At 61.9% G+C, this 24,276-nt stretch carries 27 protein-coding genes; 16 read left to right on the top strand and 11 right to left on the bottom strand.

The genetic code is table 11. The annotated features are described in order from the left end of the window. The gene (gene emhA / locus ACM6IP_RS19600; protein ID WP_095167032.1) at nt 1-1,158 is read right to left on the bottom strand and encodes an efflux RND transporter periplasmic adaptor subunit EmhA; all 1,158 of its coding nucleotides are present in this window, start codon (nt 1,156-1,158) and stop codon (nt 1-3) included. Nucleotides 1,159-1,426: 268 nt separating this feature from the next. Here emhA and emhR point away from each other — a divergent pair, with 268 nt between their 5' ends. Then, on the top strand, nt 1,427-2,077 hold the full coding sequence (emhR, locus tag ACM6IP_RS19595) for an efflux system transcriptional repressor EmhR (RefSeq protein WP_095167034.1): 651 nt from the start codon (nt 1,427-1,429) through the stop codon (nt 2,075-2,077). A 143-nt stretch (nt 2,078-2,220) separates the two neighbouring features. Further along, complete coding sequence (locus ACM6IP_RS19590) at nt 2,221-3,105, top strand: DMT family transporter (RefSeq protein WP_159994141.1); 885 nt, start codon at nt 2,221-2,223, stop codon at nt 3,103-3,105. Nucleotides 3,106-3,166: 61 nt separating this feature from the next. Here ACM6IP_RS19590 and ACM6IP_RS19585 read toward each other — a convergent pair whose 3' ends face one another. From ACM6IP_RS19585 to ACM6IP_RS19575, 3 genes are read right to left on the bottom strand one after another with little or no spacing between them, the layout of a single operon-like run. After that, complete coding sequence (locus tag ACM6IP_RS19585) at nt 3,167-4,216, bottom strand: alkene reductase (RefSeq protein ID WP_095167039.1); 1,050 nt, start codon at nt 4,214-4,216, stop codon at nt 3,167-3,169. A 21-nt stretch (nt 4,217-4,237) separates the two neighbouring features. Beyond that, entirely contained in the window at nt 4,238-5,404 is a 1,167-nt protein-coding gene (locus ACM6IP_RS19580; protein ID WP_320333783.1) for an MFS transporter, read from the bottom strand. Between the two features lie 23 nt (nt 5,405-5,427). After that, nucleotides 5,428-5,733, bottom strand: a complete 306-nt coding sequence (locus ACM6IP_RS19575) for an ArsR/SmtB family transcription factor (protein WP_095167043.1) — start codon at nt 5,731-5,733, stop codon at nt 5,428-5,430. Nucleotides 5,734-5,887: 154 nt separating this feature from the next. Here ACM6IP_RS19575 and ACM6IP_RS19570 point away from each other — a divergent pair, with 154 nt between their 5' ends. Beyond that, nucleotides 5,888-6,469 carry an ACP phosphodiesterase gene (locus ACM6IP_RS19570; RefSeq protein WP_095167045.1) on the top strand — a complete coding sequence of 194 codons (582 nt, stop codon included), beginning with the start codon at nt 5,888-5,890 and terminating at the stop codon, nt 6,467-6,469. Between the two features lie 30 nt (nt 6,470-6,499). Here ACM6IP_RS19570 and ACM6IP_RS19565 read toward each other — a convergent pair whose 3' ends face one another. Both ACM6IP_RS19565 and olsB read right to left on the bottom strand, forming a co-directional pair. Next, nucleotides 6,500-7,294, bottom strand: a complete 795-nt coding sequence (locus ACM6IP_RS19565) for a lysophospholipid acyltransferase family protein (protein WP_095167047.1) — start codon at nt 7,292-7,294, stop codon at nt 6,500-6,502. Then, complete coding sequence (gene olsB, locus ACM6IP_RS19560) at nt 7,294-8,049, bottom strand: L-ornithine N(alpha)-acyltransferase (RefSeq protein ID WP_095167049.1); 756 nt, start codon at nt 8,047-8,049, stop codon at nt 7,294-7,296. The genes ACM6IP_RS19565 and olsB overlap by 1 nt, the downstream gene beginning before the upstream one ends. 140 nt (nt 8,050-8,189) lie before the next feature. Here olsB and ACM6IP_RS19555 point away from each other — a divergent pair, with 140 nt between their 5' ends. The 5 genes from ACM6IP_RS19555 to ACM6IP_RS19535 all read left to right on the top strand — a co-directional run bounded on the left by ACM6IP_RS19555 (nt 8,190) and on the right by ACM6IP_RS19535 (nt 12,375). Next, complete coding sequence (locus ACM6IP_RS19555; RefSeq protein ID WP_414862128.1) at nt 8,190-9,071, top strand: acyl-CoA dehydrogenase; 882 nt, start codon at nt 8,190-8,192, stop codon at nt 9,069-9,071. 55 nt (nt 9,072-9,126) lie between these two features. Beyond that, the gene (locus ACM6IP_RS19550; protein WP_414862127.1) at nt 9,127-10,221 is read left to right on the top strand and encodes a serine hydrolase domain-containing protein; all 1,095 of its coding nucleotides are present in this window, start codon (nt 9,127-9,129) and stop codon (nt 10,219-10,221) included. Then, the gene (locus tag ACM6IP_RS19545; protein ID WP_414862126.1) at nt 10,218-10,556 is read left to right on the top strand and encodes an amidase; all 339 of its coding nucleotides are present in this window, start codon (nt 10,218-10,220) and stop codon (nt 10,554-10,556) included. Before ACM6IP_RS19550 ends, ACM6IP_RS19545 begins: the two co-directional genes overlap by 4 nt. A 69-nt stretch (nt 10,557-10,625) precedes the next feature. After that, nucleotides 10,626-11,216, top strand: coding sequence for a YceI family protein (locus ACM6IP_RS19540; protein ID WP_095167057.1), 591 nt, complete (start codon nt 10,626-10,628; stop codon nt 11,214-11,216). A 1-nt stretch (nt 11,217) separates the two neighbouring features. Then, nucleotides 11,218-12,375, top strand: a complete 1,158-nt coding sequence (locus tag ACM6IP_RS19535; protein ID WP_414862125.1) for a phospholipase D-like domain-containing protein — start codon at nt 11,218-11,220, stop codon at nt 12,373-12,375. Nucleotides 12,376-12,465: 90 nt separating this feature from the next. On the opposite strand, the gene bglX is transcribed toward ACM6IP_RS19535, so the two are convergent. Next, nucleotides 12,466-14,757: a beta-glucosidase BglX gene (gene bglX / locus ACM6IP_RS19530; protein WP_095167060.1), complete on the bottom strand. Its 2,292-nt coding sequence runs from the start codon at nt 14,755-14,757 to the stop codon at nt 12,466-12,468. A 230-nt stretch (nt 14,758-14,987) separates the two neighbouring features. On the opposite strand from bglX, the gene ACM6IP_RS19525 reads away from it, so the two are divergent. The 4 genes from ACM6IP_RS19525 to ACM6IP_RS19510 all read left to right on the top strand — a co-directional run bounded on the left by ACM6IP_RS19525 (nt 14,988) and on the right by ACM6IP_RS19510 (nt 18,329). After that, nucleotides 14,988-15,596, top strand: coding sequence for a LemA family protein (locus ACM6IP_RS19525; RefSeq protein WP_095167062.1), 609 nt, complete (start codon nt 14,988-14,990; stop codon nt 15,594-15,596). A 21-nt stretch (nt 15,597-15,617) separates the two neighbouring features. Further along, nucleotides 15,618-16,343, top strand: a complete 726-nt coding sequence (locus ACM6IP_RS19520; RefSeq protein ID WP_320333789.1) for a TPM domain-containing protein — start codon at nt 15,618-15,620, stop codon at nt 16,341-16,343. A gap of 28 nt (nt 16,344-16,371) precedes the next feature. Further along, nucleotides 16,372-16,989: a TPM domain-containing protein gene (locus ACM6IP_RS19515; protein ID WP_320333790.1), complete on the top strand. Its 618-nt coding sequence runs from the start codon at nt 16,372-16,374 to the stop codon at nt 16,987-16,989. Nucleotides 16,990-17,114: 125 nt separating this feature from the next. Further along, nucleotides 17,115-18,329, top strand: a complete 1,215-nt coding sequence (locus ACM6IP_RS19510) for a class I SAM-dependent methyltransferase (protein WP_414862124.1) — start codon at nt 17,115-17,117, stop codon at nt 18,327-18,329. On the opposite strand, the gene ACM6IP_RS19505 is transcribed toward ACM6IP_RS19510, so the two are convergent. Beyond that, nucleotides 18,280-19,191 carry a DMT family transporter gene (locus tag ACM6IP_RS19505; RefSeq protein WP_414862123.1) on the bottom strand — a complete coding sequence of 304 codons (912 nt, stop codon included), beginning with the start codon at nt 19,189-19,191 and terminating at the stop codon, nt 18,280-18,282. The genes ACM6IP_RS19510 and ACM6IP_RS19505 overlap by 50 nt on opposite strands. A 197-nt stretch (nt 19,192-19,388) precedes the next feature. On the opposite strand from ACM6IP_RS19505, the gene ACM6IP_RS19500 reads away from it, so the two are divergent. Genes ACM6IP_RS19500 through ACM6IP_RS19490 form a run of 3 tightly spaced genes read left to right on the top strand, consistent with a single transcriptional unit; the run spans nt 19,389 to nt 20,692 of the window. Continuing rightward, nucleotides 19,389-19,970, top strand: coding sequence for a DJ-1/PfpI family protein (locus tag ACM6IP_RS19500; protein ID WP_414862122.1), 582 nt, complete (start codon nt 19,389-19,391; stop codon nt 19,968-19,970). Between the two features lie 14 nt (nt 19,971-19,984). Beyond that, a complete protein-coding gene (locus tag ACM6IP_RS19495; RefSeq protein ID WP_095167073.1) occupies nt 19,985-20,290 on the top strand; it encodes a ribbon-helix-helix domain-containing protein in 306 nt (101 codons plus the stop codon). 57 nt (nt 20,291-20,347) lie between these two features. Next, nucleotides 20,348-20,692, top strand: coding sequence for a YegP family protein (locus tag ACM6IP_RS19490; protein WP_414862121.1), 345 nt, complete (start codon nt 20,348-20,350; stop codon nt 20,690-20,692). 47 nt (nt 20,693-20,739) lie between these two features. Here the strand turns inward: ACM6IP_RS19490 and ACM6IP_RS19485 are convergent, their stop codons facing one another. After that, nucleotides 20,740-21,627 carry a dihydrodipicolinate synthase family protein gene (locus ACM6IP_RS19485; RefSeq protein WP_095167077.1) on the bottom strand — a complete coding sequence of 296 codons (888 nt, stop codon included), beginning with the start codon at nt 21,625-21,627 and terminating at the stop codon, nt 20,740-20,742. A 31-nt stretch (nt 21,628-21,658) separates the two neighbouring features. Next, nucleotides 21,659-22,441 carry an aldolase gene (locus tag ACM6IP_RS19480; RefSeq protein ID WP_414862120.1) on the bottom strand — a complete coding sequence of 261 codons (783 nt, stop codon included), beginning with the start codon at nt 22,439-22,441 and terminating at the stop codon, nt 21,659-21,661. 157 nt (nt 22,442-22,598) lie between these two features. Here ACM6IP_RS19480 and ACM6IP_RS19475 point away from each other — a divergent pair, with 157 nt between their 5' ends. Beyond that, nucleotides 22,599-23,141, top strand: coding sequence for a helix-turn-helix domain-containing protein (locus ACM6IP_RS19475; protein ID WP_095167081.1), 543 nt, complete (start codon nt 22,599-22,601; stop codon nt 23,139-23,141). Nucleotides 23,142-23,224: 83 nt separating this feature from the next. Here ACM6IP_RS19475 and ACM6IP_RS19470 read toward each other — a convergent pair whose 3' ends face one another. Continuing rightward, on the bottom strand, nt 23,225-24,244 hold the full coding sequence (locus ACM6IP_RS19470) for a DUF4917 family protein (RefSeq protein ID WP_414862119.1): 1,020 nt from the start codon (nt 24,242-24,244) through the stop codon (nt 23,225-23,227). Nucleotides 24,245-24,276 lie beyond the last annotated feature (32 nt).

Here is a 24,276-nt window from a genome sequence, read left to right as displayed (position 1 = left end):
TTACTCCCCTTTGCCGCCTGCAGCTTTGTCTGTTGCCTGTGCAGGGGCCGGGTTTTTCGCGGCTACGTTGGTCGCTTCGCTGACTTGGACTTCAACGCCGGGCTTGACGTACTGCAGGCCTTCGGTGATCAGGCGATCGCCAGCCTTGAGGCCGTCTTCGATCAGCCATTGGCTGCCCACGGTGCGGCTGGCCTTGAGCTGGCGCAGTTCGACCTTGTTGTCAGGGCCTACGACCAGCGCTGTTGGCGAGCCTTTGAGGTCACGGGTCACGCCTTGTTGCGGCGCCAGGATGGCGGCGGCGTTGACCCCGGCTTGCAGTTGGGCGTGAACGAACATGCCTGGCAGCAGGGTGTGATCAGGGTTGGGGAATACTGCGCGCAAGGTCACGGAACCGGTGGCTTCATCGACCGAGACTTCGGAGAACTCCAGCTTGCCCTGTCGCTTGTACTCACTGCCGTCCTCGAGGGTCAGCTTGACCATCGCGGCGTTATCACCGGCTTTCTGCAGGCGACCGCTTTCCAGCTCACGGCGCAATTCCAGCAGTTCCACCGAGGATTGCGTCACATCGACGTAGATCGGGTCCAGTTGCTGGATCACGGCCATGGCGTCGACCTGGCCATTGTTTACCAGGGCACCTTCGGTGACGTTGGAGCGCCCGATACGACCGGTCAGCGGCGCCAGTACCTTGGTGTAGCGCACATTGATCTGGGCGGTCTGCAGCGAGGCTTCCGATTGCAGGCGGTTGGCCAGGGCAGTGTCGTACTCCTGGCGGCTTACGGCTTGTTCGGTGACCAGTTGTTTGTAGCGATCGGAAATCGATTTGGTCGATTGCAGATTGGCTTCGGCGCTTTTCAAGGTGGCCTGGTAGACCGACGGATCGATCTGGTAGAGCTGCTGGCCTTCCTTGACCTCGGCACCTTCTTTGAACAGGCGCTTGAGGATGATGCCGTTGACCTGTGGGCGAACTTCCGCGATGCGGTAGGCCGTGGTGCGGCCCGGCAGTTCGGAGGTCAGGGTAAAGGCTTGGGTTTGCAGGGTAACGACGCCGACCTGAGGGGCGTGTGCAGCAGGGGCCGCCTCTTCCTTTTTACATCCGCTGAGCAGCGATGCCAGGGCGACGGCAGTGACCAGAGCGGTAACAGCTGGCTTGAATTGCATGAAGATCCTCGGGTCAGGCGCGCACAATGCGCACTAGAAAAGTGGAAAGATGAAAAAGTCGCGGTGAGTGGATAAGTAGCTTGCTAAGGAATATACTTACGTTCATGGTTGTTTGTAAACACCTTTGACCGCGTACACACCCGGTTACCAGAGCTGTTTCAAGGTGTGAATTGTAGGCCGGGGACCAAGCCCGTAAGAGGTGATCCCCACATTTGTTCAGAAGATGTTCAGGCATCGCTGAAGCATTCCTGATTGAGGTTTTACTGCCATGGTTCGTCGCACTAAAGAGGAAGCGCAAGAAACCCGCAACCAGATACTCGAAGCCGCTGAGCAAGCCTTTTACGAGCGGGGCGTGGCGCGCACTACGTTGGCGGACATCGCCACCCTGGCCGGGGTGACTCGTGGTGCTATCTATTGGCATTTCAGCAACAAGGCCGACCTGGTCCAGGCCATGCTCGACAGTCTGCGCGAGCCGTTGGATGAGATGGCGCGGGCGAGCGAAAGTGCAGACGAAGAAGATCCGCTGGGCTGCATGCGCAAGCTGCTGATTCATTTGTTTCATCAAGTTGCCTTGGATCCGAAGACCCGCCGCATCAATGAGATTCTGTTTCACAAGTGTGAGTTCACAGATGAAATGTGTGATCTGCGCCAACAACGTCGCACGGTCAGTCTGGATTGCAACATGCGTATCGCGCTGGCATTGCGTAATGCAGTGAATCGTGGACAGTTGCCGGAAAACCTCGATACCGAGCGTGCGGCGGTGAGCATTCATGCCTACATCGATGGCATGCTTTATCAATGGCTGCTGGCCCCCGAAAGCTTTGAGCTACACCTGGAAGCCGAACGCTGGGTCGACACCGGGCTGGAAATGCTCCGCCTGAGTCCCAGCCTGCGGCTGCCGGACAACATGCGTAATTGAGTCTGCCTGTGTCAACACTTAAGGTGAACACTGTCCCGACTGCATTCGCCTTTTGGCGATGGGGTGCTTTTATATACGGACATTCGCCTGCTTGATACATAGCGGGCTACGTATTTTGTAGGGAAATTGTGTCGAGTGTGTGAATGAGTGCGAGCCACCCGTTGTTCAAGACCGCCGAACAACCCGTCAAGGGCATTCTCCTGATTTGCCTGGCTGTGCTGTTGTTCGCCAGCCATGACACCCTGTCCAAGTACCTCTCCGGTTTTTATCCAATAGTCATGGTGGTGTGGGCGCGCTACGTGGTGCACACCCTGTTGATGCTGATGGTGTTTGTCCCGCGCAGCGGTTTTTCCGCGGTGGTGCGCACCAAGCGTCCCGGGCTGCAGTTTTTGCGGGCGATGTGTCTGATCGGCACCAGTCTGTTTTTCACCACCGGGTTGCGCTACATCCCGTTGGCCGAAGCCACTGCCGTGAACTTCCTCGCACCGTTGCTGGTGACCGCGCTGTCGGTACCGTTGTTGGGCGAGCACGTGACCCGCCGCCAGTGGCTGGCGGTGCTCGGCGGTTTTGCCGGGGTGCTGATCGTGATCCGCCCGGGCGGGGCACTGTTTACCCCGACCATCGTCCTGCCGCTGTGCTCGGCGCTGTGTTTCGGCTTTTACCAGTTACTGACCCGCAAGCTCACCGGCATCGACAGCCCGACCACCAGCAACTTTCTCACCGGCATCATCAACAGCCTGATCATGAGCGCGTTGCTGCCGTTTTTCTGGAGCACGCCGAGCTGGCCGCATGCTGTGTTCATGATTGGCCTGGGCACCTGCGGCATGCTGGGCCACATGCTGCTGACCCAGGCCTTCCGGCATGCGGCGCCGGCAATGCTGGCGCCGTTCAGCTATGGGCAGATTCTGTTCGCCGGGATGTACGGCTACCTGATCTTTGACCATACCCCGGACAGCTACGCCATCGTCGGGATCGCGGTCATTTGCCTGAGCGGCCTGGCGGTCGCCTTTGGCCAGCGCAAACGCTGAAGAAACCCCGGAATGAAAAAGCCCCGGTACGAACCGGGGCTTTTTCATTCTGGCTGACGGCTTATAGCGTTGGGTAGTCGATGTAGCCGACCGGACCCTTGGCGTAGAACAGCTCTGGACGTGCCTCGTTGAGCGGTGCATCGGCTTTCAGGCGAGCAGGCAGGTCTGGGTTGGCAATGAACGGCACGCCGAACGCTACTGCATCGGCCTTGCCGCTGGCCAGCCAGGCGTTGGCGCTGTCCTTGGTGAAACGCTCGTTGACGATGTACGGGCCACCGAAGGCGGCCTTGAGCTGTGGCCCGAGGCTGTCGCCGGCTTCTTTTTCCCGCGAGCAGATGAACGCGATACCGCGCTTGCCCAGTTCACGTGCCACGTAGGTGAAGGTTTCGGCCAGGTTGTCGTCGCCCATGTCATGCAGGTCGGCACGGGGAGACAGGTGCACACCTACGCGGCCGGGGCCCCAGACTTCAATTGCGGCGTCGGTCACTTCCAACAGCAGGCGCGCGCGGTTTTCCAGCGAGCCACCGTAATGGTCGGTGCGCTGGTTGGTGCTGCTTTGCAGGAACTGGTCGAGCAGGTAGCCGTTGGCTCCGTGGATCTCGACCCCATCAAAGCCTGCGGCCTTGGCGTTTTCGGCGCCCACCCGGTAAGCGTCGACGACGTCGGCGATCTCGGCGATTTCCAGGGCGCGCGGGGTCGGGAAGTCGGCGAGGGGGCGAACCAGGCTGACATGGCCTTTGGGCTGCAGGGCGCTTGGTGCGACCGGTGCTTCACCGTTGAGGTAGGAGGGGTGGGAAATCCGGCCCACGTGCCACAGTTGCAGGAAGATCTTGCCGCCGGCGCCGTGGATGGCCTTGGTCACGTTGCTCCAGCCCCGCACCTGGTCGTTGGACCAGATGCCCGGGGTGTCCGGGTAGCCCACGCCCAAGGGCGTGACCGAAGTGGCTTCGCTGAGGATCAGCCCGGCGGAGGCGCGCTGTACGTAGTACTCAGCCATCAGCGCGTTGGGTACTCGACCTTCGTCCGCGCGGCAGCGGGTCAGGGGGGCCATGATGATGCGGTTGGCCAACTCGAGGTCGCCCAGTTTGATTGGATCGAAAATAGTCGTCATGTAAAAGCGCTCGCAGGTAGATCAGTTGGTCGCAGGAGCCAGTTCGGCGTCGCCGCCCTGGCGGAAGGTAATCAGGGTCACCAGCAGGGCGAGTACCGCCAGTGCTGCCGCCGCGAGTGGCACGCTGGTCAGGCCAAAACCGTGGGCAATTACGCTGCCGCCGACCCAGGCGCCGAGGGCGTTGCCGATGTTGAAGGCGCCGATGTTGAGGGTCGACACCAGGTTCGGTGCGGCCTTGCCGTAGGTCACCACGTTGACTTGCAGGGCCGGCACGGCGGCAAAACACGCGGTCGCCCAGAGGAACAAGGTAATTTCGGTGGGGATCAGTGCAACGCTGGTCCAGGTCAGCACCGTGGAGATCACGGCCATCGAGATGAACACGCCGATCAACGTGGCGGCCATGCCCTTGTCTGCCAGCTTGCCGCCGATAATGTTGCCGACCGTCAGGCCCAGGCCGATCAGCATCAGGGTCCAGGTCACACCGCGAGGCGAGACGCCGGTGACTTCGCCCAGCAGCGGTGCGACATAGGTGAACAGAGTGAATACCGACGCGGCGAACAGCGCGGTCATGCTCAGGGACAGCCAGATGCCAGCGCCCTTGAGAGCCCGCAGTTCGGCGCGCATGTCGAGTTTTTCTTCATCGCGCTTGGTCGGCAGGAAGCGGATCAGGCCGATCAGGGCGACCACGCCGATCACGGTCACCGCCCAGAAGGTCGAGCGCCAGCCGGCTTGCTGGCCGAGCGCAGTGCCTAGCGGTACGCCAAGCACGTTGGCCAGGGTCAGGCCGGTGAACATCAAGGCTACGGCCGAAGCACGCTTGTTGGCCGGCACCAGGCCTGCCGCGACCACCGAGCCGATGCCGAAAAACGCACCGTGGCAGAGGGCGGTGACCACCCGGGCAAACATCAGCACGTTGTAGTCGGTGGCCAGGGCGCACAGCAGGTTGCCGACGATGAAAATCCCCATCAACGCTACCAGCGCCGCCTTGCGTGGCAGTTTGGCGGTGGCCAGGGCCATGAATGGTGCACCGATGGCCACGCCGAGGGCGTAACCGGTCACCAGCCAGCCGGCGCCGGGAATCGACACACCGAGGTCGGCCGCCACATCGGGCAGCAGGCCCATGATGACGAACTCGGTGGTGCCGATGGCGAAGGCGCTCAAGGCCAGGATGAGGAGCGAGAGGGGCATGGGTGGAGTCCTTGTCGAGCTCCTCAGAGCTCTTTGCCTAAGGTGTCGAGGAACGCCTGGATGGTTTCCTCGTTACGTTTATAGAAATGCCATTGGCCGACTTTCTGGCTGCGGATCAGGCCGGCCCGGTGCAGGGTCGCCAGGTGCGCAGAGACGGTCGATTGCGACAGGCCGCAGCGTTGATCGATTTGCCCGCAACAGACGCCGAAGTCGGTGCTGTGCTCCTGATCGGGGAACTGGGTCGCGGGGTCTTTCAGCCAGTTGAGGATGTCTCGCCGTACTGGGTGTGCCAGGGCTTTTATTATTTCGTCGAGGTCGATGGTGGACATGGCAGTGCTCGAATTGGGTAAAACGTTATATCGCGATAAGGCGAACTTTAAATCGGTACTTCGCGATATACCAATATGATTTTGATCTGAGGTCAGCTTAAATCGGTATATCGGGTTATAACGATATGTGTGGCGCGGTGCTAAGCTACGCGCTATGAACTATCTCGCACATCTTCACCTCGGTGGCCAGCGTCCCGGTCAATTGCTCGGCAGTTTGTACGGCGATTTTGTCAAAGGCCGGCTGCAAGGGCAGTTTCCTGCGGAGGTCGAGGACGCCATCACCCTGCATCGACAAATCGATGTGTTCACCGACCGTCATGGCTTGGTGGACGTCGCGTTGTCGCGTTTCAGCCTGACCCGGCGGCGCTATGCCGGAATCGTGCTCGACGTGTTTTTCGACCATTGCCTGGCCCGGGATTGGGCGTTGTATGCCGATTCGTCATTGCCGGCCTTCACTGCGGACGTGTACCGGGTACTCGCCGCCGAACCGCAGTTGCCGGGGCGGCTGGCGCAGATCGCACCCTACATGGCGGCGGATGACTGGCTGGGTTCGTATCGCGACTTTGCAGTGCTCGACCAGGTGCTGCGGGGGATCTCGCGGCGCCTGTCACGTCCCGAAGAACTGGCCGCCGCGATGCAGGAGCTGGAGCGCTTGTATGAACCGCTGAGCGAGGACTTTCGTTTGTTCTATCCAGAACTGCAGCGGTTTTCGGCGCAGCACCTGCGTACGCCTTGATATCGCTAGCCGGTTCCCCCGCCGTTGGATTCAGGCCGCGATCAGCTCACCCGCAGGTCTTGGTTGGGCCGGTTGTGCCACGTCGCCAAACAACGCGTTGTGCACCGCTTGCTGGGCGGCAAACGCCAGGGCGGCGCGCTCCTGGCCGTGACAGGTTATGGGCTTGAGCAGGTGGATGTGGACGTCGCCCTGGTCGTTGGCGAACAGGCGCATCAGGTGCGATAGCAAGTCGTCATCGCCGATGAAGGGCGCCAGAGGGTCGATCTGCCCGTCGCGCAGGTAACGGATCGCCACGGGTTGCAGGGCGACATCGGCGTCGATCGCGGCCGAGAGCAGGCGGCCATGGAAGGTGCGCAGTGAGCGCCCATCGGTGGTGGTGCCTTCGGGGAACATCAGCAGCGGGTGTTGCTGTTGCAGGTGACGGCTCATTTGCTTGCGGATCAGTTGGCTGTCGCCCGCGCCGCGGCGGATGAACAGGCTGCCGGCCTTGGCCGCCAGCCAGCCGGCGACCGGCCAGGTGCGCACTTCGGCCTTGGACAGGAACGACAACGGGGTGAGCATGCCCAGCAAGGGAATGTCGGTCCAGGACACGTGGTTGCTGACCCAAAGCATCGGCTGTTGCGGCAACTGCCCATGCACCGTCACCCGAAAGGGCAGGGCGCGGCTCAAGCGCTTCATGAAAAACCGCGACCAGCGTTGGCGCCGCAGCATCGAATTGGCCACTCCCAGACGCTCGAACAGGCCAAACACCAAGGCCATGCTCAAGCCGAGCGCCACCACCAGCAACACCCTGGTCACCCGTGCGTACACCCGCAAGCGGCTCATTACACGGCCGCCTTGAAGTGCTTGGCGTAACGCGGGCAGAGCTCATCGCGCTTGAGCAGGATGAACACATCGGCGACCTGGAAGTCTTCGTCCCAGCACGGCTCGCCGCAGATCTTCGCGCCCAGGCGCATGTAGGCCTTGAGCAGCGGCGGCATTTCGGCAATCACGTTGGACGGGATATCGAGACTGGGCAGCGGCTTTTTCGGTTCGGCGCGCAGGTGCTCGGTGCACAGGTAACGTTCGCGCAGGCGCTGCATGATCGCGTGGGCCTGGATCCCGCCGTCCTGCATCGGAATGCTCGCGCAACCCATCAGGTAACTGTAGCCACCCTGGTTCAGGACCTCGGCCAGTTCCCCCCACAGCACGGCGATGGTGCCGCCGTTGCGGTATGCCGGGTCGACGCAGGTGCGGCCGATTTCCAGGATCGGTCCCTGCAGGTGCACCAGGCCGTGCAGGCTGAACTCCTCTTCACTGTAGAAGCGTCCCAGGCTGCTGGCCGCAGTGTGGTCGAGCAGGCGGGTGGTCGCGACCAAGCGTCCGGTGTTCAGGTCCCGCACACCAATGTGGCTGCAGTGCACATCGTAGTCATCCATGTCCAGACCCAGTTCCGCGCCTTTGAGTTTGGCGTTGAATTCTCCGCTAAAGACATTGAAGCGCAGGGCCTGGGCTTGTTGCAGGGCCTGGGCACCGATCAGGCGTTCGGCTTGCAGGCGGCGTTCAGTGCCGGTGTCGCGGATGCAGGCGATCTGGGTCATGGTGAATCTCCGTACTGGCTGCTCACCCGTCATGGGTTGCAGTCGATCGACTTTGTTGTGCAAAGTCAGGCTATGTAGCCCCGGTGTCATCGCCATGAAGCTTTGGTGATGCTTGTATGACAGCCCTTGAGGAGCCGTATATGCCTTGGCAAGCCCTGCTGAACTGCCGCACACGATTGCCCGCAAACCCCGACCTGGCCGAGGGTTACGCCCGATTGCTGGAAACCTTGGGGGCGGTAACGCCGTTCGAACTGGCCGTGCGCGGTGCACGTTTGATGGCCACCCCCGGCTGGGCATTTCTGGTGGGTTACCAGGCTGCCTTGCGCATGTTGTGGCCCAGCGCACCCCTGAGCCTGGGGGCTTTATGTGCGACCGAACAGCGCAGCCTGCGCCCGGCGGACATGCAAACTCGCTTGAGCGACCTGCGCCTGAGCGGGCGCAAGGACTTCGTCACTGCTGGCGATGCGGCGGACTGGTTGCTGATCGCCGCACGCAGCGAAGATCCGGGCCAGTCCCCACGCTTGAGCCTGGCGGTGGTGTATCCCGGTGAGCCGGGGGTGCGCCTGGAGAAACTGCCCGCCATCCCCTTGATGCCGGACATCAGCCACGGCCGGCTGTTTCTCGACGGTGCCTTGTGTGAACTGCTGGCCGGCGATGGCTGGGATGCCTACGTCAAACCCTTCCGCACCCTGGAAGACCTGTATGTGCTCAGCGCCCTATGCGCCTGGCTGTATGGCGTCGGCGAGGACAGCGACTGGCCGCAAGCGCTGCAACTGAAGTTGCTGGCGCTGCTGGCCGGGTGCGCCGAGGTCAGCCGGCAGCCGCCCAACAGCAGCGCCGGGCATGTCCTGCTCGGTGGCCTGTTCGCCCAGTTCGAGGGTTTGCAGGGTGCACTGGATGAAGCTTTTGCCGATGGCCCGCCACAGTGGGCGGACGTGTGGACGCGCGATCGCGCGGTACTCGACCTGGCGGCTGGCGCACGGGCCAAGCGGTTGGCCAAGGCGTTGGCTGGGGCCTTGTAGAATTGTCACCTATCTGGACTAGGCTCAGCAGGTTTCTCCTGCCGAGCCACAGCCCATGTTCAAAGGCGTTTTCCTGCTGTTGATGTTGTTGTGCAGTTGCGCGGTAACTGCACAGGACTGGCCCGCCGAGCAATGGGCGCCCGGTCCACCCGGCAGTGGCCCGGCGCTGGCGGCGCTGGAGGACTATGCCTTTGCCAACCGTGACGAGGCCACCCGCAAGGGCATCCGCACCGATGCCTTGCTGGTGATCCGTGACGGTCAACTGGTCTATGAGCGCTACGCCGGCGGCACCACGGCCGACACCCCGCACCTGACCTGGTCGGTCAGCAAAAGCCTGATGGCCGCCGTGCTGGGCGTGGCCTATGGCGAAGGCCGGTTCTCCTTGCAGGACCCGGTGGCGAAGTTCTTGCCTGCCTTGATGCCTCATCCCGGGATCAGTTTCGCCGATCTGCTGCACTGGGCGTCAGGGTTGGACTGGCAGGAAGACTATGAGTACGCCCCCTTGAACTCATCGGTGGTGGCCATGCTGTATACCCGTGGGCATACCGATATGGCGGGCTTCACCGCCGCACACCCGGCATTCGGCGCACCCGGGCAACACTTTCGTTATTCCAGCGGCGACAGCAACCTGTTGTCTGCGGCGCTGAAAAACATCCTCGGTGCGCAGCGTTACGCCGACTATCCCTGGACCGCGCTGTTCGAACCCCTGGGTATTCGCAGCGCCGTGTGGGAGCGCGACGCCACGGGCACCTTTGTCGCGTCCTCCTACGCCTACATGACTGCCCGCGACTTGGCGCGCATCGGTCTGCTGATGCAGCGCCAGGGTCGTTGGGGCGAGCGCCAGTTGCTGCCTGCCGATTGGGTCGCGTTCAATCTCCAGCCCTTCGCCCACTACCAGGCTAATCAGGATGCCGCTGTGCCGGGCGGTCATTGGTGGCTCAATCGCCCGCTGGATGGCGCGCCGCGGCCCTGGCCCGATGCACCGCCAGACAGCTTCGCCGCCTTGGGCCACTGGGGGCAGGCGCTGTACGTGCTGCCTGGCGAGAAGCTGGTGATCGTGCGTTATGCCGATGATCGTGATGGCAGTTACCGTCACAACGAACTGCTCAAGCGCGTCCAGGCCGCGTTCCCACCGCAGGTGCTGCCATGACCGGTGATTTTGTGCGGCGCCGTCCGCTACTCAGCCTGCTGCTGGGGGGGCTGGTCCTGATGTTGGTCCTGTTGCTGGGTTGGGGCTGGCAGCAGCGGGTTGCCTTGTCGGCGTTCCCCGACATCCTCAGCGCCTACACTGCCAAGGAGTATTGTTCCTGTCGCTACGTGGCCGGTCAGTCGGCGCCGTATTGCCAGGGGTACGTCAAGCAGTACCTGCCCATCAGCGATTTTGTCGATGACCCCGAGCACAAACGGGTCAAGGCCAGCGGCCTGGGACGCACCCATACCGCCAGTTGGCTGGGCGTGCGCGAGGGCTGTCGGCTGATTCCGTGATCTTCCAGGTTTGCAATCGGCACCGGGCCAGTTAAGGTTCGTTCAGGTTTATCGGCCCCACGAGTGTCTATGTTCAACCGCTCCCTCTATAAAGCAGTCGCGTTCTCGCTGCTGGCCGGCTGCGCCGCGTCAGCCCAGGCCAATTGGTACCTGGACGGCGAGTCCTCACGCCTGTCGTTTATCTCCACCAAGAACACTCATATCGCCGAGGTCCAGCGCTTTCTGGTGCTGCACGGCAAGGTCGATCCCAAGGGCCTGGCGCAAGTCGAAGTCGAGTTGGACTCGGTCAACAGCGGCGTGCCGCTGCGCGATGAGCGCATGCGCAAGGAGCTGTTCGAGATCGAGGCGTTTCCCGAGGCGTTGATTACCACCCAGATCGATCTGCGGCCGATCAACGACCTGGCCCCCGGCGCGCAGTTGGAGTTGCGTCTGCCATTGACCGTCAGCCTGCACGGCAAGCAGCACAGCTACGACGCCGAGCTGCTGGCAACCCGCCTGGATGATCGGCGGTTCCAGGTGGTGACCCTGGAACCGGTGGTGATCAGTGCCGCGGATTTTGACCTGGTGCCGGGGCTGGAACGGCTGCGCAAGCTGGCCGACCTGTCGGCCATCAGTCTGTCGGTACCGGTGGGCGCGGTACTGATTTTCACGGCGCGCTGACATGGCCGGCGCGGTGTTCCCATGGCGTGACGGCAACCGCTTTGAATTGCTGGTCGACGGCCCGCAGTTCTTCCCGCGCATGCTGCAGGCGATTGCCAATGCCCGGGAGCAGGTCGAACTGGAACTCTACCTGGTGGAGGCGGGTGCCTGCGCCGAGGCAATGGTGCAAGCGCTGGTGCAGGCCGCCGAGCGCGGCGTGCGGGTGCGTTGCCTGTTCGATGACTATGGCAGCCTGGCTTTCACTCTCGGCCTACGGCGCCGGTTGAACGAGGCCGGTGTCGAGCTGCGCCTTTACAATCGCCTGAGCTGGCGGCGCTGGGTGCGCAACCTGTACCGCGACCACCGCAAGTTGCTGCTGGTCGACCAGGTGCTGGCGGTGGTCGGCGGCACCGGGGTCACGGATGAATTCTGGACGCCGGGTCACGACAGCAGCGAATGGCATGAGGTGATGGTGGAAATCAGCGGCCCGCTGGTGCACGATTGGCAATCGCTGTTCGATCGCCAATGGCGTGCCAACCGCCACCGCCGCGCCTGGAAGCCGGCCTCGGACTTCGGTCTGCCGCGCCTGCCCCGGGTGCCGTCGATGGGTGAAGGGATGGGCCGGGTGGCCTATGCCGACGCCGGCCAGCACCGGGATATCCTGCAATCACTGTTCCGCGCCCTCAACAGCGGCCAGCGGCGCATCTGGCTGGCGACTCCGTATTTCTTGCCGACCTGGAAGATCCGCCGCTCCCTGCGCAAGGCCGCCGCCCGTGGAGTCGATGTGCGCCTGCTGCTGACCGGGCCGCGCACTGACCACCCCTCAGTGCGGTATGCCGGGCATCGTTACTACCCGCGATTGCTCAAGGCCGGGGTAAAAATATTCGAGTACCAGCCGTGTTTCCTGCACCTGAAAATGGTCCTGGTGGATGACTGGGTGAGCATTGGCTCGTGCAACTTCGATCACTGGAACCTGCGGTTCAATCTGGAAGCCAACCTCGAGGCCCTCGATACCGGCCTGACCCAGGCGGTGGTGGCGAGTTTCGAGCGGGACTTCGGCCTGAGCCAACAGGTCAGTCTGGAGGAATGGCAACGCCGGCCGTTGTGGCGCCGGATCAAGCAGCGGGTGTGGGGATGGGTGGATCGGGTGGTGGTGAACCTGCTGGATCGGCGGGGTTGAAGCCCAACCTTGCAAACAGCCAAAACCACTGTGGGTATATGCCCTGTGGGAGCAGCTCGCTCCCACAGGGTAATGGTGTTGCCTCTGCGGTCAGAGCAACTCGAAGCTCTGCTGCGTCACCGCCTCGGAATCCAGGCCGATCTGCACGTTGAACTTGCCAGGTTCGGCTGCGTACTTGAGCTGGGTGTTGTAGAACTTCAGGTCGTCTTCTTCGATGCTGAAATGCACGACTTTCTGTTCGCCGGCCTTGAGCAGCACTTTCTGGAAGCCCTTGAGTTCCTTGATCGGGCGGATCATCGACCCGGTCTCGTCCTGGATGTACAGCTGCACTACGGTTTCGCCATCACGCTTGCCGGTGTTCTTGACCGTCACACTGGCGTCGATCTTGCCGGTCTTGTTCAGCGTGGTCGACGACAGCGCCATTTCCGACAGGCTGAACTGGGTGTAGCTCAGGCCATAACCGAACGGGTAGAGCGGGCCGGTGGTGTCATCGAAGTACTGGGAGGTGTAGTTGCCAGGTTTGCCCGGCGTGAACGGGCGGCCGATGGTCAGGTGGTTGTAGTAGGTCGGAATCTGCCCCACCGAACGCGGGAAGCTGATCGGCAGCTTGCCGGACGGGTTGTAGTCGCCGAACAGTACATCGGCGATGGCGTTGCCACCTTCGGTGCCACTGAACCAGGTTTCGAGGATCGCGTCGGCTTGTTCGTTCTCTTCGAGAATGCTCAACGGCCGGCCGTTCATCAACACCAGCACCAACGGTTTGCCGGTGGCCTTGAGCGCCTTGATCAGCTCGCGCTGGTTGGCTGGCAGGTTGAGGTCGGTGCGGCTCGAGGACTCGTGGGACATGCCCCGGGACTCGCCCACGGCGGCAACGATCACATCGGCCTGCTGCGCGGCTTTCACCGCTTCGTCGATCAGTACCTGCGCCGAACGTGGGTCATCGACCACTTCCGGGGCATCGAAGTTGAGGAAGTTCAGGTAATCGACGACTTTCTTGTCCGAGGTGATGTTGGCGCCTCGGGCATAGTGCAGGGTGGCCTGGTCGCCGAGGGCGCGGGTCATGCCGTCGAACAGGGTCACCGATTGCGCCGGACGCCCGGCGGCGGCCCAACTGCCCATCATGTCGATCGGCGCCTTGGCGAGCGGACCGACCAGGACGATCTTCGCGGTTTTCTTCAGCGGCAGGGTTTCGTTGTGGTTCTTCAGCAACACCAGGCTGCGGCGCGCCACATCACGGGCTTCGGCACGGTGCAGGCGGCTTTCGGCATAGGTGTCGACCGGGTCATCCTCGGCCTTGCCGATACGCAGGTACGGGTCGCGGAACAGGCCCATGTCGTACTTGGCGCCCAGCACTTCACGCACGGCGTTGTCGATGTCGCTCTGCTCGATCTCGCCGGCCTTCAGCAAGCCCGGCAGTTCCTTGCCGTAGAGGGTGTCGTTCATGCTCATGTCGATGCCGGCCTTGATTGCCAGCTTCGCCGCTTCGCGACCATCACGGGCCACGCCGTGCTTGATCAGCTCGAAAATCGCCCCGTGGTCACTCACCGCCAGGCCCTTGAAACCCCACTCCTTGCGCAGCAGGTCCTGCATCAGCCACAGGTTGGCCGTGGCCGGAATGCCGTTGATCGAGTTCAGTGCCACCATCACCCCGCCCGCGCCGGCATCGATGGCCGCGCGGTACGGTGGCAGGTAGTCCTGGTACATCTTCACCGGACTCATGTCGACGGTGTTGTAGTCACGCCCGCCCTCGACCGCGCCGTACAGGGCGAAGTGCTTGACGCTGGCCATGATGTTGTCGGCGCCGATCAGGCCGGTGCCCTGGTAGGCCTTGACCATCACCTGGGCAATGCGCGACACCAGGTAGGTGTCTTCGCCGAACCCTTCGGAGGTGCGGCCCCAGCGAGGATCGCGGGAGATATCGACCATCGGCGCAAAGGTGATGTCGAGGCTGTCGGCGGCGGCTTCCTTGGCGGCAATGCGCCCGCTCAGGCCAATGGCGTCCATGTCCCAGCTCGAGGCCAGGGCCAGGGGGATCGGGAAAATCGTGCGGTGGCCGTGGATCACGTCATAGGCGAAGAACATCGGGATCTTCAGCCGGCTGCGCATGGCCGCGTCCTGCATCGGCCGGTTTTCCGGGCGAGTGATCGAGTTGAACGTGCCGCCGATGTTCCCGGCGGCGATTTCCTTGCGGATCATCTCGCGCGGCATTTCCGGGCCGATGCTGATCAGGCGCAACTGGCCGATCTTTTCGTCCAGGGTCATCTGCTTCATCAGGTTGCTGACGAACGCGTCCTTGTTCTCAATGGGGGCAGGCTTGGTATCGGCCATTACCGAGTGACTGGCCAGGCCGATGGCCAGGCTCAGCAAACACAGCTTCTTCATGAATAGTTTTCTCAAACGCTAAAACGACGCTCAGCGAAACGCATCGGGTCAGCCAAAATTTAGGGAGCGACTATTGTTGAGTGGGTAAATGCAGCAAACTTCGAACTCTTTATTCGCGCTGGGCATCTTTTAGCCGATTGGCGAGATGCAATCCAGTGGCGGGGACAGATTAAGTCCCCAGGGGATCAATTGAAGGCTGCCGGTCTATTTCCATCAGGAGCAACACTGACATGAATGTACAACAGCACTCTCGCTCGGCCTGGCAAGTCACGGTTCTAATGCTGCTGACCACGGTCCTGGCCGGCTGCGGCATCAACACCATTCCTACCCTCGACGAACAGGCCAAGGCGGCCTGGTCGCAAGTGCAGAACCAGTACCAGCGGCGCGCCGACCTGATCCCCAACCTGGTGGAAACGGTCAAGGGTTATGCCAAGCATGAACAGGACACCCTGACCGCAGTGATCGAGGCGCGGGCCAAGGCCACCTCGATCCAGGTCGACGCCAGCACCCTGGACAATCCGGAAAAACTCAAACAGTTCCAGCAAGCCCAGGATGGCTTGAGCAGTGCGCTCAGCCGTTTGATGGTGGTGTCCGAGCGCTACCCGGACCTCAAGGCCAACCAGAACTTCCTGGCCCTGCAGTCGCAACTTGAAGGCACCGAGAACCGCATCGCCGTGGCGCGTCGTGACTTTATCGCCGCCGTGCAGGCCTACAACACCGAGATCCGCACCTTCCCGGGTCGCCTGTGGCATAGCGTGATGTACAGCGACCTGCCGATCCGCCAGACCTTCGAGGCCACCAGCCCCGACGCCGATAAAGCACCGCAAGTGAAGTTCTGATCAGGCTTCAATGAGGTGTCGATGCGTTTATTACGGATAGGCCTGGCGCTGTGGCTCCTGGCATGTGTGACCACCGTCCAGGCAGCGCTGGCGTTTCCCGCGCTGACCGGGCGGGTGGTAGACACCGCCCAGATGATCGACCCGGTTGTGCGCGAGCAACTGACTCAACAGTTGCAGGCGCTGGAGCAGACCAGCGGCGACCAGATCGTGGTGGTCACCGTACCTGACCTGCAAGGCCTGCCCATCGAGGACTACGGTTATCAATTGGGCCGCCACTGGGGTATCGGCCAGAAGGGCAAGGACAATGGCGCGCTGCTGATCGTCGCCCGGGATGAGCGCAAATTGCGCATCGAAGTCGGCTATGGCCTGGAAGGCGTGCTGACCGATGCGCAGTCCTGGGTGATCATCAACCAGGTGATCGCGCCGGCATTCAAGACCGGCAACTACAGCAAAGGCATCAGCGACGGTGTCGCGGCGATGTTGCAGGTGGTGGGCGGTGACCCGCTGGCTGTACCGGCCCATGTGGCGGACGCCAATTTCGCCAAGGATAATCCGGCGTTCTCCATCGGCATGTTCGTGCTGCTGCTGATCGTGTTGTGGTTGTGCAATCGCATGGGGTTACCGGTGGGCGCGATTCTTCTGGCCATTCTCAGCAGCAGTGGACGTGGCGGCGGAGGCGGAGGTGGCGGTGGCTTCAGAGGTGGCGGTGGTGGTTTCGGCGGCGGCGGGGCCTCGGGCGGCTGGTAATGACAATAACTAAAGAGCATCTGCAACCATGGCATTACTGAACGCACACGAACAACGCCAGGTCGCCGAAGCGATCGCCAAGGTCGAGCAACAGACCGACGCGGAGCTGGTGACCGTGCTGGCGGCCCGGGCCGACGACTACGCCTACATCCCTTTGCTGTGGGCCAGCCTGTTGGCGTTGGTGGTGCCGGGGATCATTCATTACCTGTTCGGCTGGATGAGCATGTACACCTTGCTGCTGGCGCAGTGGGCGACCTTCATTGTGTTGTGCCTGCTGTTTCGCCTGCCGAAGATCACCACCCGGCTGATTCCGCGTTCCGTGCGGCACTGGCGAGCGTCGAATCTGGCGCGTCGGCAGTTCCTGGAGCAGAACCTGCACCACACGGTGGGCAGTACCGGAGTGCTGATTTTTGTCAGTGAAGCGGAGCGTTACGTAGAAATCCTGGTGGACGACGGCATCTCCAAGCGCCTGGACGACAGCTGTTGGGATGCCATCGTCAAGGCCTTCACCCAGCAGGTGAAACAGGGGCAGACATTGGCCGGGTTTATTGCCTGCATTGAAGCCTGCGGGGAGTTGCTCAAGGTGCATGTGCCGCTGACGCAAACCCGCAATGAGTTACCGAATCGGTTGGTGGTACTCGATTAGATGAAACATCCATAGCCGCTGGCGTTCGACAGCGGCTATAACGACCGTTGATCAAATAACTCCGTGCCCTCAAGCCCCATCCCCCCTAAAATGCCCGGCATTCCCTGCCCGAGGCGTTTTTGTTCATGTCTGTCACCGCTAAACCTGTCAGTCCCGCGCCGGATCACCATGCACAGTTTCTTGAGCTGCTGACTGCCAGCCTTGAGCAAAACGCCTTTATCAAGCTGGTGCTGGCCAAGTACGTCGGCGGTGAAGCGGACCTGCAACGGCTGATCATCAAGCCGACAACGGTCAAGGATCAGCCCTGCCTGTCCTTCGTCTACCGCTACAAGACTCGCGACATCACCAAGAACTTCTCCCTGGCCGATGGCGTGGCGGCGATTGCCGAGCTGTTGCCGGTGTCGTTCAAGAATGCCCACTTGCTCTCGGTGACCGACGAAGCCCAGCTGGAATACAGCAAGAAGAACAAAAGTTCGCTGTTCAAGAGCAAACCGCAGCAATTGCGCGAGGCCCCGTCCGCCGAGCACAACCGTGAGAAACAGCGCTTCCTCGACTTGAGCCGACCGTTTCTCGCCGATCTGGGCGTGACCAATGCCAGGCACGAGCTGATTCCGGCGATGTCGCGCAAGTGGAAGCAGATCAACAAGTTCATCGAGGTCTTCAGCCATGCCCTGACCTCCTCGCCACTGGCGCTGGACAAGCCGGTACGCGTGGCGGATTTCGGTTCGGGCAAGGGCTACCTGACGTTTGCCATTCACGATTACCTGCGCAACACCCTCAAGGCCGAGGGCGAAGTCACCGGTGTCGAGCTGCGCGAGGAAATGGTCAACCTGTGCAACGCCGCGGCGGCCAAGCTGCAGCACCCGGGGTTGGTGTTCAAGTGCGGCGACGTGCGCAGTGTGGCGCCGAGTGAGCTGGACGTGATGATTGCCCTGCATGCCTGCGACATCGCCACCGACTACGCGATTCACACCGGCATCCGTTCCGGGGCGTCGATCATCATGTGCTCGCCGTGCTGCCACAAACAGATTCGCCTGCAGATCCAGAGCCCGGCGCTGCTCAAGCCGATGCTGCAATATGGCCTGCACCTGGGCCAGCAGGCGGAAATGGTCACCGACAGCTTGCGCGCGTTGTTCCTCGAAGCCTGCGGCTATGAGACCAAGGTGTTCGAGTTCATCTCACTGGACCACACCAACAAGAACAAGATGATCCTCGCGGTCAAGCGCGCCGAACCGGTGGCCCCGGCCCAGCTGCTGCAAAAGATCGAGGAACTCAAGGCGTTCTACCACATCAGCGAACATTGCCTGGAAACCTTGCTGCGGGCTGATGGTTACCTGTGATCGCGGTCTTGCGGCCCAGCATCACCGTGACGATCACCCCGGCGGCAAACAGCCAGGTAATGGGCTCGATGTGCTCACCAAAAAACAGCGCTGAAAAGGCGATGGTGAAGAAGATCTGCAGCAACTGGATCTGACTGACCCGGGCAATCCCGCCCATGGCCAATCCGGCGTACCAGGCAAAAAAGCCCAGGAACTGCGAGAACAGCGAGACGTAGCCAAAGGCCCACCAGGTCCTGGCGCTGATCGCGCCTTGATGCTGCAAGGCCAGGTACAGCACCGGACCGATCAACAGCGGCGTCGACAGCACCAGGGCCCAGCAGATCACCTGCCAACCGCCCATCTCCTTGGCCAGTCGGCCGCCCTCGGCGTACCCCAGGCCGCCCACGGCAATGGCCCCGAGCATCAGCAAGTCGCCCGCCTGAATACTGCCAGCGCCGCTGATCAGCGCGTAGCCCAGCACCAGCGCACTGCCCAGGGCGGCGCAAGCCCAGAAGGCTTTGGAAGGTCGCTCGTGGGACAACCACGCCGCGTACAGCGCCACGCACAGCGGTTGCAGGCCATTGACCAGCGCTCCGTGGGACGCCGGCAAGGTTTGCATGGCCCAGGCCGAGAGCACCGGAAAACCGAGGATAACCCCGGCGATCACCAGGCTCAGGCCCTTGACTTGCTGCCAGGTTGGCCAGCGCTCTCGACGCCAGAGCAGCAGCGCCGCGGCTGGAATGGCCGCGAACAGGGCACGGCCCAGGCCGTTGAGCAAGGGGTGCAGCTCTTGCACCACGATCCGGGTGAAAGGCAGGGTCAGGCTGAAGATGATGACGCCCAGCAGGCCCAGGGCCATGCCAGTGTTTTCGCGCGAGGACATAACGGCAACCAGGGTCGAAGGTGGCGGGAAGTGACTTCATCTAGCCACAACGCCGGCCGATTGCGCTGTTACAGCTAGGCACGGACTTATCCGTACAGTTGCATGCTGCGTAGTAGCGGGTTGTTACCCGGCCCCAAGGATTAGGACTACCTTGAATGCTCCTTTCTGCCCACGTTGTACCCAGAGGAGTCCTCCCCATGGCTGCGAAAAAGATCCTGATGCTGGTTGGCGATTACGTCGAAGACTACGAAGTGATGGTGCCGTTCCAGGCCTTGCTGATGGTCGGCCACACGGTGCATGCGGTGTGCCCCGACAAGACCGCCGGGCAGACCGTGCGCACGGCGATTCATGACTTCGAAGGCGACCAGACCTACAGCGAAAAACCCGGTCACCTGTTCGCCCTGAACTTCGACTTCGTCCAGGTCGATGCCGCCGACTACGACGCTCTGCTGGTTCCAGGCGGACGTGCGCCGGAGTACCTGCGCCTGAATGAAAAAGTCCTGCAGTTGGTACGCGACTTCGACCAGGCCGGCAAGCCGATTGCCGCAGTCTGCCATGGCGCGCAGTTGTTGGCGGCGGCGGGCATCCTCGAAGGGCGTGAATGCAGCGCCTACCCGGCTTGCGCCCCGGAAGTACGTCTGGCCGGTGGCACGTTCATCGATATCCCCGTGACGCAGGGCCACGTTCAAGGCAATCTGGCCACGGCGCCCGCCTGGCCGGCACACCCAAGCTGGCTGGCCGGTTTCCTTGGCCTGCTGGGCACGACCATCACCTTGTAAACGGAGGCCTGTCCATGTGCGAGCTGTACGTCAAAGCCGACCCGATTTTGTACGAGTCACGCTCGCGCTCGCTGCGCATCTGTGGGGTGGTCACGACTCTGCGCCTGGAGAATCAGTTCTGGGACATCCTCAGCGAAATCGCCGAGGTCGACGGCATGACCACCAACCAGTTGATCGCCAAGCTCTATGAAGAAGTGATGGATTACCGCGGCGAAGTGGTGAACTTCGCCTCGTTCCTGCGGGTCAGTTGCACCCGTTACCTGAGCCAGCGGCGCAGCGGCTCGCCGGAGTTATCGGTGGTACGCGCGGTGGTGAAGTAGGGCGACGTGGTCTTTACTCTGAAGCGCGTAATCTTTTAATCGCCAAGGAGCACGAGCATGTCTGGATGGTACGAGTTGAGTAAAAGCAGCAGTGGCCAGTTCCGTTTTGTGCTGAAAGCGGCCAACGCCGAAACCATTCTCACCAGCGAGCTGTACACCACCCGAGCGGCCGCCGAGGGTGGCATTGCCTCGGTCCAGAGCAATAGCCCGCTGGATGAGCGCTACGAGAAAAAGTCCACCAAGGACGGCCATCCTTACTTCAACCTCAAGGCTGCCAACCATCAGGTCATCGGCAGCAGCGAGGCCTATTCCTCGGAGGCGGCGCGGGACAAAGGCATCGCCAGCGTCAAGACCAATGGCCCGACCACGGTCATCAAGGACAAGACCCTGCCGGTGCTGTGAAACCTGTGTAGGCGCTGGCAAGCCAGCGCCTACACATTTGCGCTCTGTCAGCGTAGCGTATCGATCAACCCCTGCAACTGACTGCACCCCGCCTCAGCCAATGGGAACACCGGCAGGCGCGGGTCGCCCGCTTCCAGGCCGGTCATGCGCAGGCCGGCCTTGATGGTCGCCGGCAGTCCGCCCTTGAGGATGAAGTCCAGCAGTGGCAGTTGGCGATAGAACAATTGCCGCGCTTGGTCCAGGTCATTGGCCAGCACCGCCTGATACAGCGCGCCGTTGAGTTGCGGGATCAGGTTTGGCGCCGCCGTGCACCAGCCTTTGGCTCCGGCGGCAAACGCCTCCAGCGCCAGCGGATTGCAACCGTTGTAGAACGGCACCTGGCCTTCACCCAGTATTTGCAGCTTGTGCATGCGCTGAATATCGCCGGTGCTTTCCTTGACCATGGTCACGTTGGCCACGGCATGGAAGATCCGCAGGATCAACTCCACGGACATGTCGGTGCCGCTGGTGGCCGGGTTGTTGTAGAGCATGATCGGCACGCCGATGCTGTCGCCAATGGCGCGGTAGTGGGCAAGGATTTCCGCTTCGCTGAGTTTCCAGTACGACGCCGGCAGCACCATCACCACGTCGGCGCCATGGGCCTCGGCAAACCGCGCGCGGCGCACGGCCTTGGCGGTGGTCAGGTCGGAGACGCTGACCACGGTTGGCACGCGCTTGGCCACATGCTGGATGCTGAACTCACTGACCTGATCCCACTCTGCGTCGCTCAGGTAAGCGCCTTCGCCGGTGCTGCCGAGCGGGGCGATCGCGTGGACACCGCCGTCGATCAGGCGGTCGATGGAACGCCCCAGGGCAGGCAGGTCGACCGCTTCGCCGTTGGCGGTGAAGGGGGTGATGGTGTAGCCGATGATGCCGTGAATGTTCGGGCTGGACATGCTGTCTCTCCAATTAGGCAAAAAAGTCGCTTCAGTTCAGGCAATCGGCGTGTTGGCGCAGGTTCTGCCGAGCGTAGTAGTTGAACGCAGCGCCGTGGCGCTTGGGTTTGGAGATCCAGTCATGGGCCTCGCGGCCGAGTGCCGGCAGGATTGGCTTGAGGGTGCCGGCGGCCATCGCCAGCAACTGCAGTTTGGCCGCACGTTCGATCAATTGAGCGATCACGCAGGCTTCCTCGATGTTGCGCCCGGTCGACAACTGGCCGTGGTGGGACAGCAGGATGGCGCGCTTGTCGCCCAGGGCCGCGGCGATGATTTCGCCTTCTTCGTTACCCACCGGTACCCCCGGCCAGGCTTCGAGAAACGCGCAGTCTTCGTACAGCGGGCAGAGGTCCATGTGGGAAATTTCCAACGGCACCTCGAGCATCGACAGCGCCGCGACGTGAGTCGGGTGGGTGTGGATGATGCAGTTCACATCCGGCCGGGCACGGTATACCCAACTGTGGAAACGATTGGCCGGATTGGCCATGCCGTGGCCTTCCAGGACTTCCAGGTCTTCGTTGACCAGCAGCAGATTGCTCGCGGTGATTTCGTCGAAACCCAGGCCCAGTTGCTGGGTGTAATAGGTGCCCGGCTGCGGGCCGCGGGCGGTGATTTGCCCCGCCAGACCGGAATCGTGGCCGTTTTCGAACAGGATGCGGCAGGTCAGTGCCAGCTTTTGCCGGTCAGTCCACGTATTATCCGCCAGGCTGCTTTGCATCTGCGTCAGCGCCTGCTTGATGAGTTGGTCTTTGGGTAGTGCTAATGTCTTGGCCATATCGGTGTCCCTGTAAAGCTCAATGGACGTCGGATGTGGTTCTCCCGCTGCTCGCAAGGTCGTCGGGGGTAATCACATGACACTTAAGAGCCTATATGACACTTTGTGTCATTGGCAAGGACTAATCGTTGCCTCCTTGATGGATTAACCGCTGCACATGTCTATCCGTTTGAAATTACTGCGAAAAAAACTTGGTGTGACGCTTGAGGCGCTGGCCGAGAAATCCGGCATGACCAAGAGCTATCTGTCGAAAGTCGAGCGTGGCCTCAACACGCCGTCGATCGCGGCCGCGCTGAAACTGGCCAAGGCGCTGAACGTCAAGGTTGAGGAGCTGTTTGCCGAGGACGCTATCAGCCTGGACAGCTATAGCTTGGTGCGCGCCCACGAGCGCCAGTCGCTGGCCGCCAACGACCAGGCCCCCGGCTACGCGGTGTTGGCTCATCAGGTCAGCGAGCGCAGCCTGCTGCCGTTCATCATTTACCCGCCCAGGGAGTTCAGCGACAAGACCTTCAAGGAGCACCTGGGGGAGGAATTCCTGTTCGTCCACGAAGGCCAGGTCGAGGTCGATTTCATGAACGAGCGGGTGATCCTCGATCGCGGGGATGCGCTGCACTTCAACGCCCAGAAACCCCATCGCCTGCGCTCGGTGGGCGAGGTGCAGGCGCAGTTGCTGGTGGTGGTACACAGCAGCGAGGAATGAGTCGGCGCCAGAGCATCGTGAGCAAGGTCTACCGAAACCGCCCCTGTGGGAGTGAGCCTGCTCGCGATGCTTTCAGCCCAGACCTAAACCTCGACCGGCACCGAAAGACTCGAACTGCCCAGGGCATGGGTCTTGGAATCAAAAAAGCGCAGTGCCACCCCGGTGTCTGCAAACAGCTTTGCGTAGTGGCGCTTCTGGCTCTGGATGAACGCCGCACTGCGCGGATAAATCGAGATCGCCAGGGTTTTTGGCTTGGCCTGGCACAGTGCATGGACCAGGTGCGCATCCTGCTTGCCGAGGCTGTGGCCGAAGATGCACAAGGCGTCGTGTTGCTGCAGCAACTGGTCGTAGCAGAACGACAGGTAGTCCGAGCTGCGGATGGTCTTGAGCTTGTCTTCGCTGCTGCCTTCGTTGACGAACAACGGCACGTCGTCCAGGGTCTTGAGCGTGTTGTTGATGGCAAAACTGCCCAGCAGCGTACCCTCGGTAGAGGTCAGCTTACGGGCGGTGCCGTCCTGGTTGCGCACCAGGTGCAGGCCACCGTGCAGGTACAGCAGGCGGGTTTTGTCGGTGGCGCTGGCGCTCAGCTCGAAGCGCGGTTCGCTGCCCTGGAACAGGTCGTCGATGACCGTGCCCTGGTGCTGGACCGCCCAGTAGTTGAGCAGGTCGTAGTTACTGGTGAAGACCGTCCGATAACGGCCCAGCTCCTGGCTGATGCTCGCCAGGCTGGTGGCTTGCACCAGACGCCAGGGGATGTGCACCGCGTGTACGGTGTTGATCAACGCTTCCTTGATCGCATAGTAGCGATTGCGTGGTGCCGCCGAGCTTACCGCCAAGGCCTTGTTGACCCGGCTGGTGGTTTTCAGGGCGCTGAGCACCTGCTCGAAACTGCGGGTGTGCAGGGCGTCGAACACGCTCAGCTCGGACTGGCTCAAGGGTTTTTCTTCGACACTGCGGGCGTTCTCGAACAGCGAGTCGTAGCCAAAGTCATCCCACACCGCGCGGCTGGCGCCGTTACCCAGCAGCAGGGCGCTGAACGGGGTGGTTGCGCGCAACGCGTTCCAGTCTTCTAAGTGGGCATCAACATCCTGGAAATCGCTCATTGCGTCAGTCATCTCAAGCAGGTGGGGTACAG

It is taken from the genome of Pseudomonas sp. IT-P176, assembly GCF_949767245.1.
Taxonomy (GTDB): domain Bacteria; phylum Pseudomonadota; class Gammaproteobacteria; order Pseudomonadales; family Pseudomonadaceae; genus Aquipseudomonas.
The sequence above is the reverse complement of the archived record's forward strand: the minus strand, read 5'-3'. Positions and strand labels throughout refer to the sequence as shown.

Excerpts from the sequence above, each read along its gene's own strand:
- emhA (WP_095167032.1), bottom strand. The coding sequence starts at position 1,158 with ATGCAATTCAAGCCAGCTGTTACCGCTCTGGTCACTGCCGTCGCCCTG.
- emhR (WP_095167034.1), top strand. The coding sequence starts at position 1,427 with ATGGTTCGTCGCACTAAAGAGGAAGCGCAAGAAACCCGCAACCAGATA.
- ACM6IP_RS19590 (WP_159994141.1), top strand. The coding sequence starts at position 2,221 with ATGAGTGCGAGCCACCCGTTGTTCAAGACCGCCGAACAACCCGTCAAG.
- ACM6IP_RS19585 (WP_095167039.1), bottom strand. The coding sequence starts at position 4,216 with ATGACGACTATTTTCGATCCAATCAAACTGGGCGACCTCGAGTTGGCC.
- ACM6IP_RS19580 (WP_320333783.1), bottom strand. The coding sequence starts at position 5,404 with ATGCCCCTCTCGCTCCTCATCCTGGCCTTGAGCGCCTTCGCCATCGGC.
- ACM6IP_RS19575 (WP_095167043.1), bottom strand. The coding sequence starts at position 5,733 with ATGTCCACCATCGACCTCGACGAAATAATAAAAGCCCTGGCACACCCA.
- ACM6IP_RS19570 (WP_095167045.1), top strand. The coding sequence starts at position 5,888 with ATGAACTATCTCGCACATCTTCACCTCGGTGGCCAGCGTCCCGGTCAA.
- ACM6IP_RS19565 (WP_095167047.1), bottom strand. The coding sequence starts at position 7,294 with ATGAGCCGCTTGCGGGTGTACGCACGGGTGACCAGGGTGTTGCTGGTG.
- olsB (WP_095167049.1), bottom strand. The coding sequence starts at position 8,049 with ATGACCCAGATCGCCTGCATCCGCGACACCGGCACTGAACGCCGCCTG.
- ACM6IP_RS19555 (WP_414862128.1), top strand. The coding sequence starts at position 8,190 with ATGCCTTGGCAAGCCCTGCTGAACTGCCGCACACGATTGCCCGCAAAC.
- ACM6IP_RS19550 (WP_414862127.1), top strand. The coding sequence starts at position 9,127 with ATGTTCAAAGGCGTTTTCCTGCTGTTGATGTTGTTGTGCAGTTGCGCG.
- ACM6IP_RS19545 (WP_414862126.1), top strand. The coding sequence starts at position 10,218 with ATGACCGGTGATTTTGTGCGGCGCCGTCCGCTACTCAGCCTGCTGCTG.
- ACM6IP_RS19540 (WP_095167057.1), top strand. The coding sequence starts at position 10,626 with ATGTTCAACCGCTCCCTCTATAAAGCAGTCGCGTTCTCGCTGCTGGCC.
- ACM6IP_RS19535 (WP_414862125.1), top strand. The coding sequence starts at position 11,218 with ATGGCCGGCGCGGTGTTCCCATGGCGTGACGGCAACCGCTTTGAATTG.
- bglX (WP_095167060.1), bottom strand. The coding sequence starts at position 14,757 with ATGAAGAAGCTGTGTTTGCTGAGCCTGGCCATCGGCCTGGCCAGTCAC.
- ACM6IP_RS19525 (WP_095167062.1), top strand. The coding sequence starts at position 14,988 with ATGAATGTACAACAGCACTCTCGCTCGGCCTGGCAAGTCACGGTTCTA.
- ACM6IP_RS19520 (WP_320333789.1), top strand. The coding sequence starts at position 15,618 with ATGCGTTTATTACGGATAGGCCTGGCGCTGTGGCTCCTGGCATGTGTG.
- ACM6IP_RS19515 (WP_320333790.1), top strand. The coding sequence starts at position 16,372 with ATGGCATTACTGAACGCACACGAACAACGCCAGGTCGCCGAAGCGATC.
- ACM6IP_RS19510 (WP_414862124.1), top strand. The coding sequence starts at position 17,115 with ATGTCTGTCACCGCTAAACCTGTCAGTCCCGCGCCGGATCACCATGCA.
- ACM6IP_RS19505 (WP_414862123.1), bottom strand. The coding sequence starts at position 19,191 with ATGTCCTCGCGCGAAAACACTGGCATGGCCCTGGGCCTGCTGGGCGTC.
- ACM6IP_RS19500 (WP_414862122.1), top strand. The coding sequence starts at position 19,389 with ATGGCTGCGAAAAAGATCCTGATGCTGGTTGGCGATTACGTCGAAGAC.
- ACM6IP_RS19495 (WP_095167073.1), top strand. The coding sequence starts at position 19,985 with ATGTGCGAGCTGTACGTCAAAGCCGACCCGATTTTGTACGAGTCACGC.
- ACM6IP_RS19490 (WP_414862121.1), top strand. The coding sequence starts at position 20,348 with ATGTCTGGATGGTACGAGTTGAGTAAAAGCAGCAGTGGCCAGTTCCGT.
- ACM6IP_RS19485 (WP_095167077.1), bottom strand. The coding sequence starts at position 21,627 with ATGTCCAGCCCGAACATTCACGGCATCATCGGCTACACCATCACCCCC.
- ACM6IP_RS19480 (WP_414862120.1), bottom strand. The coding sequence starts at position 22,441 with ATGGCCAAGACATTAGCACTACCCAAAGACCAACTCATCAAGCAGGCG.
- ACM6IP_RS19475 (WP_095167081.1), top strand. The coding sequence starts at position 22,599 with ATGTCTATCCGTTTGAAATTACTGCGAAAAAAACTTGGTGTGACGCTT.
- ACM6IP_RS19470 (WP_414862119.1), bottom strand. The coding sequence starts at position 24,244 with ATGAGCGATTTCCAGGATGTTGATGCCCACTTAGAAGACTGGAACGCG.